The organism is Paraburkholderia unamae (genome assembly GCF_003096875.1).
In the GTDB taxonomy this organism is placed as follows: Bacteria; Pseudomonadota; Gammaproteobacteria; order Burkholderiales; family Burkholderiaceae; genus Paraburkholderia; species Paraburkholderia unamae.
Window position 1 is genome coordinate 437608 of the sequence record NZ_QEOB01000003.1, and the last position, 14237, is coordinate 451844.

A 14237-nucleotide genomic window follows, 5' to 3' on the forward strand; every position below is an offset into this window, starting at 1 on the left:
GCCGCAAAGCGGCCGCCATGCTGGGCCAGGCGCTGCCCAATAGCTTGTTGCGCCAAATCACAATAAAACTTGAAACATGGTTTGGAGACAACGTCTATGTATCGCAAACTCTCGGCGATGGCTTTGGCCATCTCGTTGCTTAGCCTCTCGCAGCTCGCCGAAGCCCAAAGCTCAGTAACGTTGTACGGCCTGATTGACACAGGCTTGACGTATGTATCGAACGCAGGCGGAAAGAGTGATTTCCTGGCGAACGACGGCATCATCCAGCCCGGCCGTTTTGGCTTTCGTGGTAGCGAGGACCTTGGCGGCGGATTGAAGGCAATCTTCACTCTGGAGAATGGCTTCTCCTTGAATACTGGGGCTTTCTCTCAGCCCGGGCTGATCTTCGGCCGTCAAGCCTTTGTCGGCCTATCACATCCGAAATTCGGCGCGCTAACGCTCGGCCGACAATATGATTTCGTGTGGGACTACGTCACCCTGTTCTCGATGGGTTCGCGCATTGGCGCTTTTGGGTTCCATCCGGGAGACTATGACCACTTAGCCGGGTCACTTCGTATTAACAATTCTGTGAAGTACGCGGTGGACCCAATCGGCGGCTTGAGCATCGGCGCGTTATATGCGTTTGGGGGGCAGCCGGCAAGCGCAAGTAACGGTCGGGCAGTCGCGGCTGGTGCGCGATATACCGGCGGTGTCTTCAGCGTTGCGTTTGCATATAACAATGTGCGCGACATGCCGCTCAATCCTCCGGCCCAGATCGCAGCGTCACTCGGCCCTTCGTTTCCGCCCGGAGCGTTTGTGGCGGAAAATATGCAGAACATCGAGGCGGCTGCCAGCGTAACGTTCGGTCCGTCATCGACTCGAGCTCTCTTCACCGCGACCACGATTGACGACTCGAAAAGCTCCGTAACCATGCGTTCCTATGAGCTTAGCGAAGTTTTCCAGTTCACGCCTTCTTTGTCGGGTAGCGCGGGATACTCGTATACGCGAATGTCTCCGTCCGCATGGCGTACTATAAGCGCGATCCTTGACTATTCCTTGTCTAAACGCACGGATGTTTATCTGAGTGCCGCATATCAGAACGCCACTGGTGGAGCACGCGCTGCATTTCTTGCCATCCCCGCATCTAGTAATGGAAACGATGTTGCCGTGCGTGTTGGCATCCGTACGTTCTTCTGATAATGTCCGGGTCGATCTGACCGCGAAGGGCGATTCTTAATCGCGACCGTACGCAACCTATTGCGGGCGTCGCCAACGTTGGATTGAACGGGGGAATTGATGATCAAGATCAGATGGAGTGCAACAATCGTGTTCGCAGCGATTGCGTTGGTTTCTCTGAACTCGCAGGCTCAAGGAGAGGACTCAATGTCCTCCGCGACAGCGACAGCGAGTAGTGCGAAAGCTGTGAAAGCTGCGGATCGCGCGCTTCAGCGTAGAGTTCGGAAGGCACTTGCGAAAACCAAAGGCCTGACTATTACCGCGATTGCAGTGAGGGCACGAAGCGGGGCGGTTGTGCTGGAGGGTTCTGTTGTCGACCAATCGCAGAGTGATCTTGCCGCCGAGGTGGCGGCTAGGGTCCCTGGCGTCAATTCTGTCAAGAACGAGTTGACGTTGCGCCCTATCCAGTAGGGATGGCGTAGTGCGAACCGTGCGCGGCTGCTTGACGCGGGCGGCTTCTGCTGGCGCAGGGCTCTCGTCCGTACAGGGACGTACGCGAGCCCCGAAGTAGTAGGAGTCGTTCGAATTTCTGAGTTGGGAATTCTATATGGATGCCGGAAAGCGCTGTCGAACCCGAAAGGCTGGCGGGGATCGCGAGAATTGTGCCGCGATTCTTGCGTTTTGGATACTTCGCTGATTGCGATGCAAACTGCTAACCCATCACCGTCGCAAAACTCGTCGGCCTCGAATCGGCACCTCTTTTACGAAGATGCATTGGCTTTGGTGATAGGTGCGCTCCTCGTATCCACAGGAATCGGTCTCTACGGTTACGTGGGGCTGTTGACTGGGGGAACAGCCGGTATCACATTTCTGATTCATTACCTGACGGGTGCTCCATTCGGACCAGTCTTTTTTCTGGTCAATCTTCCTTTCTGCGCCTTTGCATTTCGTAACATGGACCGCCGTTTCAGACGCAAGTCCCTTGTTGCGTCGTCTTTAGTGTCAGTCTTTACAATGGTTCAACTACAACTTGTCCAGTACAGCAAGCTCAGTCTTCCTTACTCGGCCGCGTTGGGTGGCGTGATGATGGGGACTGGTTTTGTCGTACTTTTTCGACATCAGGCGTGTCTTGGCGGCGTAAATTTCGTCGCCCTTTTTTTTCAAGAAGAGTATGGATTTCGGGCGGGAAAGATCCAGATGGTAGTCGACGTGATGATCCTCATGGCGTCGTGCTTCATCGTTAAGCCGCTGATTCTTGCGGGCTCCGTCATGGGCGCCGTTGTATTGAATCTCGTCATTGCTCTCAACCATCGACCTGGTCGGTACACCGGGGTGTAGCTGGCGGTTCACCGCCTCGAGGGCAATCAAAGCCTGAATCGCAGAAATTCGAGAGAACTTCGTCACAGGATTGTGTGATTGGAGATCGTAGGGGGCCCGAGGATACTGATATTGGGTTCGACTAGGGGCACGTGGCGTAAGAAGCCATTTTGCTGGAAGGCCTTTCTAATCATGCGGGATTCGGCGCGCGTGACTTCCTAAAACTGAATTGTCCGTCGCGAGCAGTCGTAACGACGGCAAATATTCATCGTTTGGCCATGACTACATTCAAGAGTGAACTGCGCGAAGGCTGGCGCGATATCGTCGGCGCTGGCATTGGTCTTGGCTGTGGCATCGGTGCTTATACACCTGTGTCGAGCCTCTTCTTTCGTGCACTCGAACACGAGTTCAACTGGTCCAGGGGTGCTGCGACCGCAGCTCTGATTGCGCTCCCGCTAACTGCTGCAGTCCTCCCAATCTTCGGGGTCGTCGTTGACCGAATCGGCGTGCGGCGCGTCGCTGCGGCTTCGGCTCTCGCTATCACGGCTTGCTATCTCGGCCTGTCATTCATGACAGGCACGCTATTGCAATTCTACGTTCTAATTGTGCTGCTCAATGTCTTGGGCGCCGGCACAGGTCCAATCACCTATACGCGGCAGATTGCGGCCAGATTTCAGGCGGGCCGGGGCGCAGCTCTGGCCTGTGCGCTGGTTGGGATAGCAGCTGCCGGCATGATCTTGCCGGCCGTTCTATACCATACCCTGACGGTCGGAGGCTGGCGAGCGGGATATAGCTTGATGGCCATCCTGACATTGTGTGGCACGGTCATCGCGCTCCTTTGCATCGGGAATCGGAAAGTGGATCCGGCCCGTCGCAGCCTTGAGGAAAGCGGCGTTAGCGCGTCGCAGGCTGCGCGCACCGCTGCTTTCTGGTGTTTGGGGCTCGCAATCTTCTTCGTCAGTGCGGCGACCATCGGGATGGTCTCGCAGTTTCAATCGTTACTAATCGAGAAAGGATTCACGCCTCAACGCGCGGCTGAACTACTTTCGGTGTTGGCAGCCGCCGTAGTGATTAGCCGTGTAGTTGTCGGGCGAACACTCGACCTTGGGCGTCCGAAGCAGGTCGCAGCTGCAGTTTTGATGTTAGCGGCGTTTGGTGCCGCGATGTGGATAGGGCGCCCCGGGACTGTCGGCGCGATTATCGGCGTGCTGCTGTTCGGCTTCGCTATCGGTGCTGAACTCGACCTGCTGTCATTTTTTATTGCTGCCTGCTTTGGCTTGCGTCGGTACGGCGTTATCTACGGATGGCTTGGCGCGTTCTTTTATACGGGCATGGCGGCGGGCGGGCTCGGCTACGCCGTGCTTCATGATAGGACCGGGTCCTATCAGTTTGCCATCTATGGCTCGGTCGCCCTGCTGGTTGTTAGCGCCGGCCTGTTTTTGACCTTGAAAGTACGGGGCACCGAGGAGAACGGCACCAAGAATCAGAGCTTTTCACCCGCAAATACGGCTCTCAATCCAAAGGAATCGCCATGAAGCTGCCCCGAATTGAAGGCATCCATCACATTAAATTCGCTGTCTCTGACCTCGATCGTAGTTTGGCATTTTATGAAAAATCGCTCGGTGCGCGTCGCATAGAAAAATTCGACCATCGTCGCCCGGATGGTGTTCTATTCGCGTACATCCTCGAAATGGATGGTCTTGGGACACATCTCGAGCTTCGACTGTCGCCGCAGCAGGCCGCAAGCGAGGCGCGGCGTGACCATGTGACATTGACAGTGGATACGCACGAGGAGTTGAAGGCATGGGAGGCGCATTTTGAAAGCGTCGGGGTAGCACACTCGCCGGTGCTTACTGGGCTCGTTGGTTGGGTTCTCGCCCTCGAAGATCCAGATCAGCGACGTATTCGTTTCTATACACGAGAAACACATCCGATGGGTGTGGGTGTGTCATCGAATCCTTATTGGCTGGGAAATGACCACGAATCACCGAACGATTCGTGAGGTAAAGCGTTGCCGTGCGCGCTAATGTCGCCGTCGGACAGCTGAGCAACCTGCAGTGGTCGCTTGGATGCCGCCGGGTTGTCGAAAGCGTGAGGGTTCAGCACCAGATTGGCTGGCATGCGGATCAAACACGTTTGGCAATGCTTTAAGTGGGGGCAGAGAATTGGGGGAGTAGAAATTCTCAGAATCGGACAATCGATACGCACTAGAAAATCAATGCTAAACGGGGAGAGGAATGCATAGGTTCTCGTTGTCAATCAGCCAGAAGCTAACACTTGGGTTTGGTGGGAGTGGTGCAATCATGCTCATAGTCGGGGCCGTGGCCAGCGTCTGGTCTTACCGACTGATTGTGCTTGGCATTGCCCCCCATCAGTGGGAACTCGGGGGACTGCTCGCGGTTGCGGCTACGGGGCTAGCAGTCGCAATATACGCTGGGGTTCATCTGCACAAAGTTGTTTGCGGCGCACTTCGGCGGATGAGCGAAATATTTGAACATATCGCGCTAACGCTAGATTTGTCGAAGAGGGCCACTCCGCCGAGAATGGACGAATTTGGTAGGGCGGCAGTTTCCTTCGGCCGGTTCATGCAGCGAGTTGAGGAGACAGTAATTGCTGTCCATGATTCCACTAGTTCAGTGACCGTTGCAACACGAGAGATTGCGATGGGAAACCAGGATCTATCGGTTCGCACGGAAAAACAAGCCGTGTCATTGCAAGGAACATCGTCGACCGTTGCGGAGCTCAGTGCGATGGTGACACAAAATGCTGCGAATGCGCGCCACGCGAACTCGTTGGTATCCGAGGCGTCCGAGAATGCCGTCGCGGGGGAGACCGTCGTTGAAGCTATGGTGACTATCATCAATAGGATCAATAGTAGCTCTTCCAAAATCAGCGAGATTACTGGTGTTATCGAAGGGATTGCGTTTCAAACAAACATACTTGCGCTAAACGCCGCTGTGGAGGCGGCGCGGGCCGGTGAGCAAGGCAGGGGCTTCGCCGTAGTCGCTAGTGAAGTGAGAAGCCTTGCGCAGCGTTCGGCGTCAGCGGCAAAGGAAATTCATGAACTCATTTTGACATCGGTTGCCGACATTCGCGCGAGCTCAGAACAGGCCGCTAGAGTCAGTACTACCATGTCTAGTATCAAGGCGTCAGTCTCGCATGTGGCGGAAATCGTTAACGACATCGCACACGCGTCCGATGAACAGAGCCGTGGGATTAACCACGCAAACGAAGCAATCGAGCAGATAGACCGAACGACGCAGCAAAATGCCGCGCTCGTAGAGCAAGCTGCCGCAGCTGCGCAGTCTCTGGAGGAGCAGGCCGTGAATCTCGGCATGGTCGTCTCAGCGTTTAGTTTGTCTAGCAGCGCCACGTTTTAAGACATAGGTTGATCAAGGTTGTGACTGGGGCGCACCCATCTTCGACTCGTCGCATGTCTGAAACGGCTGTAGAGAGCTTCAGTATTGAGCAGCAGTTAGCTCTGAGCGAGGCGAGCTGAAGAAGATGTACGCGGGTGTGTCATTTCGGGCCAAGTTTTTGGTCCGTTTTTTTTGGGGGGGGGGGAAACAAGCTGCTTCGCTGCAACGTACCGTTGTCGTTCGAAGGTGACGACGGGGAGCTCGAGCTATACCGCAGTTCCCTCCTCCGACTGGGGATCACGTGCCGGAGGCACGGCACCGCCGCCGAGAGGCGGCGGGTTGGCGCAAAGAGTTCTTCCGCTAAAGACATAGCAAACATACTTGATCCGGCCTGGACGTCGACCATCGGTGCAGTGAAATACGCATCGCGACGGGGCTGGAGTGTGCATGCTGCTGCGGCGGGCATCATCGCCCGTCGCGGACAGAGGTTGACTGAACGTCTGCCATGCGCGGGCACGGTTGTCCATGTTCCATTGCGGGGCGGCCATCACGCCCTCGAGCTACCTGTAAGGAAAGGCCGGGATTCGCGTGTGGCTGCTTGGTGTGGCGTTCATGCGGCGTACAGAGGAGTGGTGCGCGAGCATGGGCTAGCCACCCGGCGCGGTTCGCCGCGCCGGAGTGCGAAAGGTACCCGTGGTGGTGGTGCACGCGCCGCCCCCCTCAGCAGCGGTGACCGTTTGCTCTGCGAAGACAATCTGCGTGAGCAGATTTGTGCATCGTCAAACTAACGGCCAGAGGCTGCGGGTTGTCAGCAGCAGGACTTAGCTGCACAAACCTGGCATCGCGCTTAAAAATTGTTGCTATACCCGATATCTTTGGGAAATATCGGATGGACCGCTTGTCAATCGGTGAAGTAGCGGTTCGACCTAGCGTTGCCACGGGGACCTTGCGCCGCTGGCGTCGGCAGAGGTGGACAGAAGTTGACTGAACGTTCGCTGCGCGCAGGCCCGATGACCGGTGTCCCGGTGCGAGAATGTCACTGCGCCCTCGAACTCCCTGCAAGGAGTGGCCGGGATTCGCGTGTGACGGTCTGGCGCAGCGTTCACGCAGCGTACAGCGGTGTGGTGCACGAGCGCTGGCCCGCTACCCGGCGCGGCCAACCGCCACGGAGTTCGAAAGGCACCCACGGTGGCGGCGCTCGCGCTGCTCCCCTCTGTGGGGACGTCCTTCCCTGCGACTACAAACTGCGTGAGCAGATTTTTGTACCTTCAAACTAACGGTTACGGCGATCTAATTTACTGCAGAAACTGAAGTGTACTGCCCGTTTGTGTATAAGAGGGGCGACGATCTCCCAGCATCTTCGCTTCCTAGAATGCGCTCGCAAGTACCGACGACGATATCGTGTGTGCCGAAGGAGAAGGTCGATGCAACCTTGCAGAAGATGTTCACTGGTGAATCTACGAGATACGGAATCCCATCAAGTTCGCAATTCCATCTGCCGGAGGAGAATTTATCCAGCGGATTTTCGACCGTTCGGCTGAACGCTGCGGACACCTCTTGATGTTGGGTCCCAAGTAGATTCACGCAGAATTCCGATGCCTCGGAAATCGCAGCATAAAAATTATTGCCACGATTGATGCACAAGAGCAGGGAAGGAGGGTCGGCGCAAAGGGATGTTATTGCAGTAGCAGTCATGCCGTACCAAGTTCCACGTGCACGACAGGTGATGATGTTAACGGAGGCAGCGTATTGCCTCATAGCACTTCGAAAAGCGCTTTCCAGTTCCTTTTTCATCTTTTCAGTTGACACTTGAGAGAGTTCCAGGGCGTATCCACAGAACTAACTGCTTGCTGTGGGGCTGGGTTGCGGCTATACCATGGCTGACGGGCTTTGCTCTGAAGTAAAGCTGTTCGTTGGTCGCGGCAATCCGAGGCGCTCACGAAGCGTTGTTCCGTCATATGCGCGTCGCGCGACGCCATGATCTCGAAGAATTGGAAGTACGAGCCTGTCGAAATCATTGACCGACTGCGGCATGACACCGGGGATGAGCATGAAACCGTCGGCGGCACCATCGTTACGCCATTCAATGAGGGTGTCCGCAACGTGCTGCGCAGATCCGACCAGCGTTAAGTGTCCGCGTGCGGGAGCAAGACGTTGATAGAGCTCGCGCACGGTCAAGGTCCCATCGGCTCCCATCGCCTGAATCATTTCAAGTCGGCTTTTCGACGTGTTCACATCGGTGAACATGGGCAACGGCTTGTCGACGTCGATATTCGACAACTCTTCCTTGCCAAGCAGTTTTGCAAGAAGTTCGCGGCCGACCTCAGGGTGGATCAGGTCCTGCAATTGTGCGAACTTCTCCTGTGCTTCCGCATCGGTCTCTCCCACAACCGCATACACGCCCGGCATGACGATCAGTGATTCTGGCGTCCTGCCATTTGCCGCGAGGCGGTCCTTGATTGAGCGATAGAAGAGCTGAGCCGCCTGTTTGTCAGTTTGGGCGGTAAATACAATATCTGCAGTAGCGGCTGCAAGGTCTTGCCCGGTATTTGACGATCCTGCCTGGATGATCACGGGGCGTCCTTGCGGCGGCCGTGACACGTTTAATGGTCCTTTGACAGAGTAGTACTCACCCTTGTGGTTGAGCGCGTGCAGCTTGGACGGGTCGATAGCAATGCCTGAATCTTTGTCCCCAACAAGAGCATCTTCTTCCCAGCTGTCCCACAACCGCCGAACGACATCGACGTATTCGGCAGCACGCGCGTACCGATCTGAGTGCAGCAAATGAGCGTCGAGGCCATAGTTCTGCGCCTCAAGATCGGATTGCGAGGTAACAAGGTTCCATCCTGCACGGCCGCCACTTAGATGGTCTAGTGAAGCGAACGCGCGAGCGAGCGTGTAAGGGAACGAATAGGTTGTGGAAACCGTTGCTGCAAGCCCAATGTTTTTTGTTACCACAGACAGTGCCGAAAGGAGGCTAAGTGGTTCCAGTTCGAGGTGAGGGTGACGCGGGTATCGGCGTTCGCCGCCTCGCTCGCCGTGGCTCATAAATAGCGAGTCTGCAATGAACAGTAGATCGTAGTAGGAGCGCTCAGCTGATTCAGCAATCTTTCTGAAATATTCGAAGTTGGCTGCGTCGTGAAGGGGTGCGTCCGGGTGGCGCCACGCTGCGGTGTGAGTGCCTGTCGGTGTTAGCAACAGGGCAAGAGGCATAGGCTTTCGTACGTCCATGGCTATTCCGTGAGAGCGGTGATGAATGAACTTCACGCTTTCGTATCGATGCACTGATCGACCAAGGTAACCAGATACACTCAACAAAAAAACGTATGGGACCTGACGATCAAAGTATAGTCGGGTATTGCTCACCTGCAATGCAGAGGAAACCCGAACTGCTTGTGAGAACTGGAGTACCAGTGTCGATTGTTCGAGAAAAGTGAGGGCAAGAATAATCCATTGCCAAAAAGTTCATGAGGAGGTATTTAATTCGTATGCGAACGTCCTTGCTCGCGGCATGTGTTCGTTCAGCAAGCGCTGGAAGAGGGGACCTCAGGGGGTAGCGCGATTTTGAATGACTGCGTGGGCAGAACTGACGCCGATTTCCAAATTGATACTGGAGCTTCAGACAGTGCCGAATTCCAAAAGAGTATGTTGCGAAGAGAGCGATTAAATCCTTCGCTCTGGCATAGCCTGAGACTCGGCATGAACTAATAAGTGAACGGCGTCGAATCATACGTCTATTTCTTGGCGCTATTCGTAGAAATCCAGGTCGTACATAGTGGCGATACCCACGAGGCGCTGTTGTCCCGAGCCAGCATTCCCGATTACAGCGATGATTTTGCCTTCGTAGTCGACATGTGCAGAAATGCGCGGGCGGATGCCCCACCAAACGAGTGGTGGAGACTACTTTCTCATGCGAGATTTATGTACTGGTCGTGTGCTTGGACTGGCGGAATGCGTGCTGCCCGAAGACGTTAGTGGACTGCCGGGATATGCCGACTTCATCGAAGCGTTCAGCGATTTGACGCACGAAGAATACGACCCCTTTCTCGAGTGGTGGAACGGCAGCTTCGATCCTGCTGCCTTCGAGTTCGCGCTTACACACGCTCAGAGGTTGAGTTTGAACGCCACGATGGCCCCGGGTTGACGTTTACCCTTGGTGAGTTAGGCGTCGACTTGTACGGCTTCCACAAAAGAAGCGTGCCGCGTCGCGCCAGCACACATCGCAAATGCCACGGCTGCTTGGGGAGGCGTGTGTAGACGGATTTCTTCTCGGCTTAAGCAACCGCCCTAGCGAACGTAACCCGTTTAGGCGCGCTGGCACATTCTAGGTGAATCTCGCCTGAGCTCATCCTGTAGGGCGTTCGGTAGGATATAGACCGTGTCTATTTCGGGAACCCAAAAATGATGATTGGATCGGTCACGAGCATGAAGCTAGCATGCGTCGATCGATTGGGACTATGGCTTATGACGACTGTTCACCAAGCATGCTACGAAATTCTGCGCGAGCAAGGATTGACGACCTTCTTCGGGAATCCTGGCTCGAATGAACTACCGTTTCTGAAGGATTTTCCGAAGGACTTTCGCTATATCCTCGGCCTGCACGAGGGTGCCGTTCTTGGCATGGCTGACGGTTTTGCACAAGCAAATGGAAAACCAGCGCTAGTAAATCTTCATTCGGCCGCCGGCACCGGCAACGCCATGGGTGCACTCACCAACGCGTGGAATTCGCACACTCCGCTCGTCGTGACTGCCGGGCAGCAGGTGCGTTCGATGGTGGGCGTTGAGGCACTGTTGGCAAACGTCGACGCGGCCAGTTTGCCGCGACCTCTGGTCAAGTGGAGCTGTGAGCCGACTTGCGCGCACGAGGTCCCACTGGCCCTGAGCCGCGCGATTCATATGGCGGCAACGCCGGCGAAGGGGCCGGTGTACCTTTCTGTGCCTTATGACGATTGGAAGGAGGAGGTCAAGCCGGGTGTTGAGCATCTTGCCAGCCGACGCGTCGAGTTGGCCGGGCTGCCGTCGGCGGACACTCTCCATTCGCTCGCGCGCACGCTTGAGCAAGCATCGAATCCAGTGCTGGTCGTTGGCCCGGATGTGGACGCGTGCGGCGCTAACGCATCAGCGGTCGAACTAGCCGAAAAACTGTCGATGCCAGTCTGGATGGCTCCTTCAGCGCCTCGCTGTTCGTTTCCGACGACACATCCGTCTTTCCGTGGATTGCTTCCAGCGGGCATCGCAAGCATCAGCCGTTTGCTTGATGGGCACGATGTTGTGTTGGTTGTAGGGGCGCCGGTATTCAGATATCACCAGTACGAACCTGGTGACTACTTGCCCAAGGGCACCAGGCTGATTGCAATTACCTGTGACATCAACGAGGCGACGCGTGCGCCGATGGGTGACGCGATTATCGCGGACATCGCTCCGACGCTGTCTGCGTTGTGCGCAGCGACCAGCAAGACATGGCGTCGCGTGCCGGTACCGTTGAGTCGTCCTGAACCGGCTCCGGAGCAGCCCGGGCCGCTCACGCCCGAACGTGTGTTCGACATCCTCGACGAGGTGGCACCGCGCGATGCGATTTACGTGAACGAGTCGACCTCGACGACGAACATCCTTTGGCAACGGCTTCGCATGACAGAGCAAGGAAGCTACTACTTCGCCGCCGCAGGTGGGCTTGGCTTTGCTCTCCCGGCGGCAGTTGGTATCCAGTTGGCGAAGCCAGACAGGCAAGTCATCGGTGTGATTGGTGACGGCTCGGCGAACTATGGAATTCAGGCGCTCTGGACTGCGGCACAGTACAACATCCCGGCCATCTTCGTCATCTTGAAGAACGGTACCTATGGCGCGTTGCGATGGTTCGCAGGTGTACTTCAGGTTGAGGACGTACCCGGTCTTGATGTGCCTGGAATCGACTTCTGCGCACTCGCTCGCGGTTATGGCGTAGAGGCAATGCGCGCCGATTCCGGCGATTCGCTGAGGGAGTCTCTTCAGCGTGCTCTCACAAGCAAGTCGCCTGTACTGATTGAAGTTGATACGCTGGCTTAACGACATTGAGGGCCGCATCATGAGTAAGCCAGTCAATGTCGCCGATTTTCGTGCCCTCGCAAAGAAGCGTCTTCCCAGAATCGTTTTCGATTACCTTGACGGCGGCGCGGAAGATGAGATGGGCCTGCAGCACAACCTCGATGTCTTCCGGGAGGTAAAGCTGCGGCCTCGTCGATTGATTGACATTAGCAAGCGCAACAGTCGGACGTATCTATTTGGTAAGGCGTGGGCAGCGCCACTTGTCATCGCCCCGACTGGCCTGAACAGCATCTTCTGGCCGGATGGCGATATTGCGCTCGCCCGTGCGGCGGGCAAGTTCGGGATTCCGTTCGCGCTTTCGACCGCGTCGACTTCCTCGATCGAAGCCGTAGCGAAGGCAGCGACGGGAGAGATCTGGTTCCAGCTATACGTTGTTCACCGTACGCTCGCGCAATTGCTCGTGAAGCGCGCGCTTGACGCCGGCTACACAACGCTTGTTCTGACTACAGACGTGGGTGTCAACGGCAAGCGCGAACGTGACATAAGGAACGGCTTTAGCATGCCGATGCGGTACAGCATGCGCACTCTCGTCGACGGTATGATGCATCCGCGTTGGACATACAACCTCGTGCGTTATGGGATGCCTCAACTTGCGAACTTCGCGAGCCAGGATGTGCAGGACGTAGAGTTGCAGGCAGCGTTGATGAGTCGGCAGATGGACACGACCTTCGCGTGGGACGACCTCAAATGGTTACGCGATCTCTGGCCTCACACTCTGCTCATCAAGGGTATCAGTCGTGCCGACGACGCTGAACGTTGCATCGCGCTCGGTGCGGATGGGGTGATCTTGTCTAACCACGGCGGCCGGCAGTTGGACAGTGCTATCGCACCGCTCGAAGCCCTGAGCCCAAGTGCAGACCGGATTTCGGCGCCGGTGCTAATCGATAGCGGCATTCGTCGCGGCTCGGACGTCGTCAAAGCCGTCGCTTTAGGGGCGAAAGCCGTACTGTTAGGTCGATCCACGCTATATGGGCTTGCAACAAATGGACAACGTGGGGTTGAGGCCGTGTTGTCGATCATGATGAATGAAATCGACACCACGCTTGCACAGATCGGTTGTCCAGACGTGGAGAAGCTAACGCGTGATTTCGTCTCAATTCCCCAATCGCGCGAATCGGCGACTTTGAGTCGCGCATGTACCTGACACTTCGGTAGAAAAAAATGGACGACATCAAAATTACCGGACTGCGCGTGCGCGCAGTCAATGTTCCGCTTCAGTATCCCGTCAAGACCGCGGTCGGCGTTGTGGCGACGTCTCCTCTGGTCCTTATCGATCTTTTGACTAACGCGGGTATTACTGGGAACTCCTATCTGTTCACGTACACGCCGTTAGCGCTCAAACCGGTGCAACAGATGGTCGAAGAGCTGGCGGCTGTAGTCGAAGGCATGAGCCTCGCGCCACATGAGATCGGGCGGGTGCTGCAATCGCGTTTCAGGCTGCTGGGAAATACTGGCCTCGTGCGCATGGCGACGGCTGGCATCGATATGGCGGCATGGGATGCACTTGCGAAAGCACACACATTGCCCCTCGTTGAGCTTTTGGGTGGAACTGCGCGCCCGCTCCCGGCGTACGACAGCCATAGCATGGACGACGTCGAACTCGCCGTGAAACGAGCACACGACGCCGCGCAACAGGGATTCGCCGCGATCAAAACGAAGATCGGCTACCCGACGTTGGAGCACGATCTGCGTGTCATACGCGCAATCCGCGATGTCGTCGGCGAAAGCGTCCAAATTATGGTTGATTACAACCAGGGGCTGACGGTTCCGGAAGCCATGCGACGAGGCCGTGCAGTGGGTGAGGAAGGGGTCACCTGGATTGAAGAGCCAACTCTGCAGCATGACTTTGTGGGGCATGCTGCCATTCGAAATGCGCTGCGAGCACCGGTCCAAATGGGCGAGAACTGGTTTGGACCGGACGAGATGAGCAAAGCAATCGCGGCAGCCGCGTGTGATTTTTGCATGCCCGATCTGATGAAGATTGGAGGAGTCAGCGGATGGCTGCAGGCGAGTGCGCTGGCGGAACAGCACAGCCTGCCGATGTCGAGCCACATCTTCCAGGAATTCAGTGCGCACTTGCTGGCAGTGACTCCAACCTGCCATTGGCTTGAAAGGATGGACCTTGCAGGTCCCATCCTGGAGCCAGTACTTCAATTTAAGGACGGGAAGGCACATTTCGGCACCGAACCGGGTGCCGGCATCATTTGGCGGGAGGGGGAAATCGAGCGCTACGCGGTGTGATCCTGCGACTCGTCGAGCAAAAGAAGCGCCAAATATAACGATTCGATCGTCGCAATCCGTCATCGGTGGCAGTCGATCAATTGA

At 56.2% G+C, this 14237-nt stretch carries 12 protein-coding genes; 10 read left to right on the plus strand and 2 right to left on the minus strand.

The window, feature by feature from the left end:
* Positions 1-96: 96 nt before the first annotated feature.
* The 6 genes from C7402_RS09035 (at position 97) to C7402_RS47640 (ending at position 5852) form a co-directional block, all read left to right on the plus strand.
* Positions 97-1176, plus strand: coding sequence for a porin (locus tag C7402_RS09035; protein ID WP_116610352.1), 1080 nt, complete (start codon positions 97-99; stop codon positions 1174-1176).
* A gap of 186 nt (positions 1177-1362) precedes the next feature.
* Positions 1363-1626: a BON domain-containing protein gene (locus C7402_RS09040; RefSeq protein WP_425273771.1), complete on the plus strand. Its 264-nt coding sequence runs from the start codon at positions 1363-1365 to the stop codon at positions 1624-1626.
* Between the two features lie 210 nt (positions 1627-1836).
* On the plus strand, positions 1837-2493 hold the full coding sequence (locus C7402_RS09045) for a YitT family protein (protein ID WP_244314788.1): 657 nt from the start codon (positions 1837-1839) through the stop codon (positions 2491-2493).
* 149 nt (positions 2494-2642) lie between these two features.
* The gene (locus tag C7402_RS09050; protein ID WP_133254446.1) at positions 2643-4007 is read left to right on the plus strand and encodes an MFS transporter; all 1365 of its coding nucleotides are present in this window, start codon (positions 2643-2645) and stop codon (positions 4005-4007) included.
* On the plus strand, positions 4004-4474 hold the full coding sequence (locus C7402_RS09055; protein WP_116610356.1) for a VOC family protein: 471 nt from the start codon (positions 4004-4006) through the stop codon (positions 4472-4474). The genes C7402_RS09050 and C7402_RS09055 overlap by 4 nt, the downstream gene beginning before the upstream one ends.
* Before the next feature lie 661 nt (positions 4475-5135).
* The gene (locus tag C7402_RS47640) at positions 5136-5852 is read left to right on the plus strand and encodes a methyl-accepting chemotaxis protein (protein ID WP_244314789.1); all 717 of its coding nucleotides are present in this window, start codon (positions 5136-5138) and stop codon (positions 5850-5852) included.
* A gap of 1269 nt (positions 5853-7121) precedes the next feature.
* On the opposite strand, the gene C7402_RS09070 is transcribed toward C7402_RS47640, so the two are convergent.
* A complete protein-coding gene (locus tag C7402_RS09070; RefSeq protein WP_133254447.1) occupies positions 7122-7640 on the minus strand; it encodes a flavin reductase family protein in 519 nt (172 codons plus the stop codon).
* Between the two features lie 60 nt (positions 7641-7700).
* Positions 7701-9044, minus strand: coding sequence for an LLM class flavin-dependent oxidoreductase (locus C7402_RS09075; protein ID WP_244314790.1), 1344 nt, complete (start codon positions 9042-9044; stop codon positions 7701-7703).
* 742 nt (positions 9045-9786) lie between these two features.
* Between C7402_RS09075 and C7402_RS09080 the strand changes: the two genes are divergently transcribed.
* The 4 genes from C7402_RS09080 (at position 9787) to C7402_RS09095 (ending at position 14153) form a co-directional block, all read left to right on the plus strand.
* Positions 9787-9975, plus strand: a complete 189-nt coding sequence (locus C7402_RS09080; RefSeq protein WP_244314791.1) for a plasmid pRiA4b ORF-3 family protein — start codon at positions 9787-9789, stop codon at positions 9973-9975.
* A gap of 320 nt (positions 9976-10295) precedes the next feature.
* On the plus strand, positions 10296-11873 hold the full coding sequence (gene mdlC, locus C7402_RS09085) for a benzoylformate decarboxylase (protein ID WP_116610361.1): 1578 nt from the start codon (positions 10296-10298) through the stop codon (positions 11871-11873).
* 19 nt (positions 11874-11892) lie between these two features.
* Positions 11893-13056, plus strand: a complete 1164-nt coding sequence (locus C7402_RS09090; protein ID WP_116610362.1) for an alpha-hydroxy-acid oxidizing protein — start codon at positions 11893-11895, stop codon at positions 13054-13056.
* Positions 13057-13073: 17 nt separating this feature from the next.
* Entirely contained in the window at positions 13074-14153 is a 1080-nt protein-coding gene (locus tag C7402_RS09095; RefSeq protein ID WP_116610363.1) for an enolase C-terminal domain-like protein, read from the plus strand.
* Positions 14154-14237: the final 84 nt, after the last annotated feature.

Excerpts from the sequence above, each read along its gene's own strand:
- C7402_RS09035 (WP_116610352.1), top strand. The coding sequence starts at position 97 with ATGTATCGCAAACTCTCGGCGATGGCTTTGGCCATCTCGTTGCTTAGC.
- C7402_RS09040 (WP_425273771.1), top strand. The coding sequence starts at position 1,363 with ATGTCCTCCGCGACAGCGACAGCGAGTAGTGCGAAAGCTGTGAAAGCT.
- C7402_RS09055 (WP_116610356.1), top strand. The coding sequence starts at position 4,004 with ATGAAGCTGCCCCGAATTGAAGGCATCCATCACATTAAATTCGCTGTC.
- C7402_RS47640 (WP_244314789.1), top strand. The coding sequence starts at position 5,136 with ATGGGAAACCAGGATCTATCGGTTCGCACGGAAAAACAAGCCGTGTCA.
- C7402_RS09075 (WP_244314790.1), bottom strand. The coding sequence starts at position 9,044 with ATGCCTCTTGCCCTGTTGCTAACACCGACAGGCACTCACACCGCAGCG.
- mdlC (WP_116610361.1), top strand. The coding sequence starts at position 10,296 with ATGACGACTGTTCACCAAGCATGCTACGAAATTCTGCGCGAGCAAGGA.
- C7402_RS09090 (WP_116610362.1), top strand. The coding sequence starts at position 11,893 with ATGAGTAAGCCAGTCAATGTCGCCGATTTTCGTGCCCTCGCAAAGAAG.
- C7402_RS09095 (WP_116610363.1), top strand. The coding sequence starts at position 13,074 with ATGGACGACATCAAAATTACCGGACTGCGCGTGCGCGCAGTCAATGTT.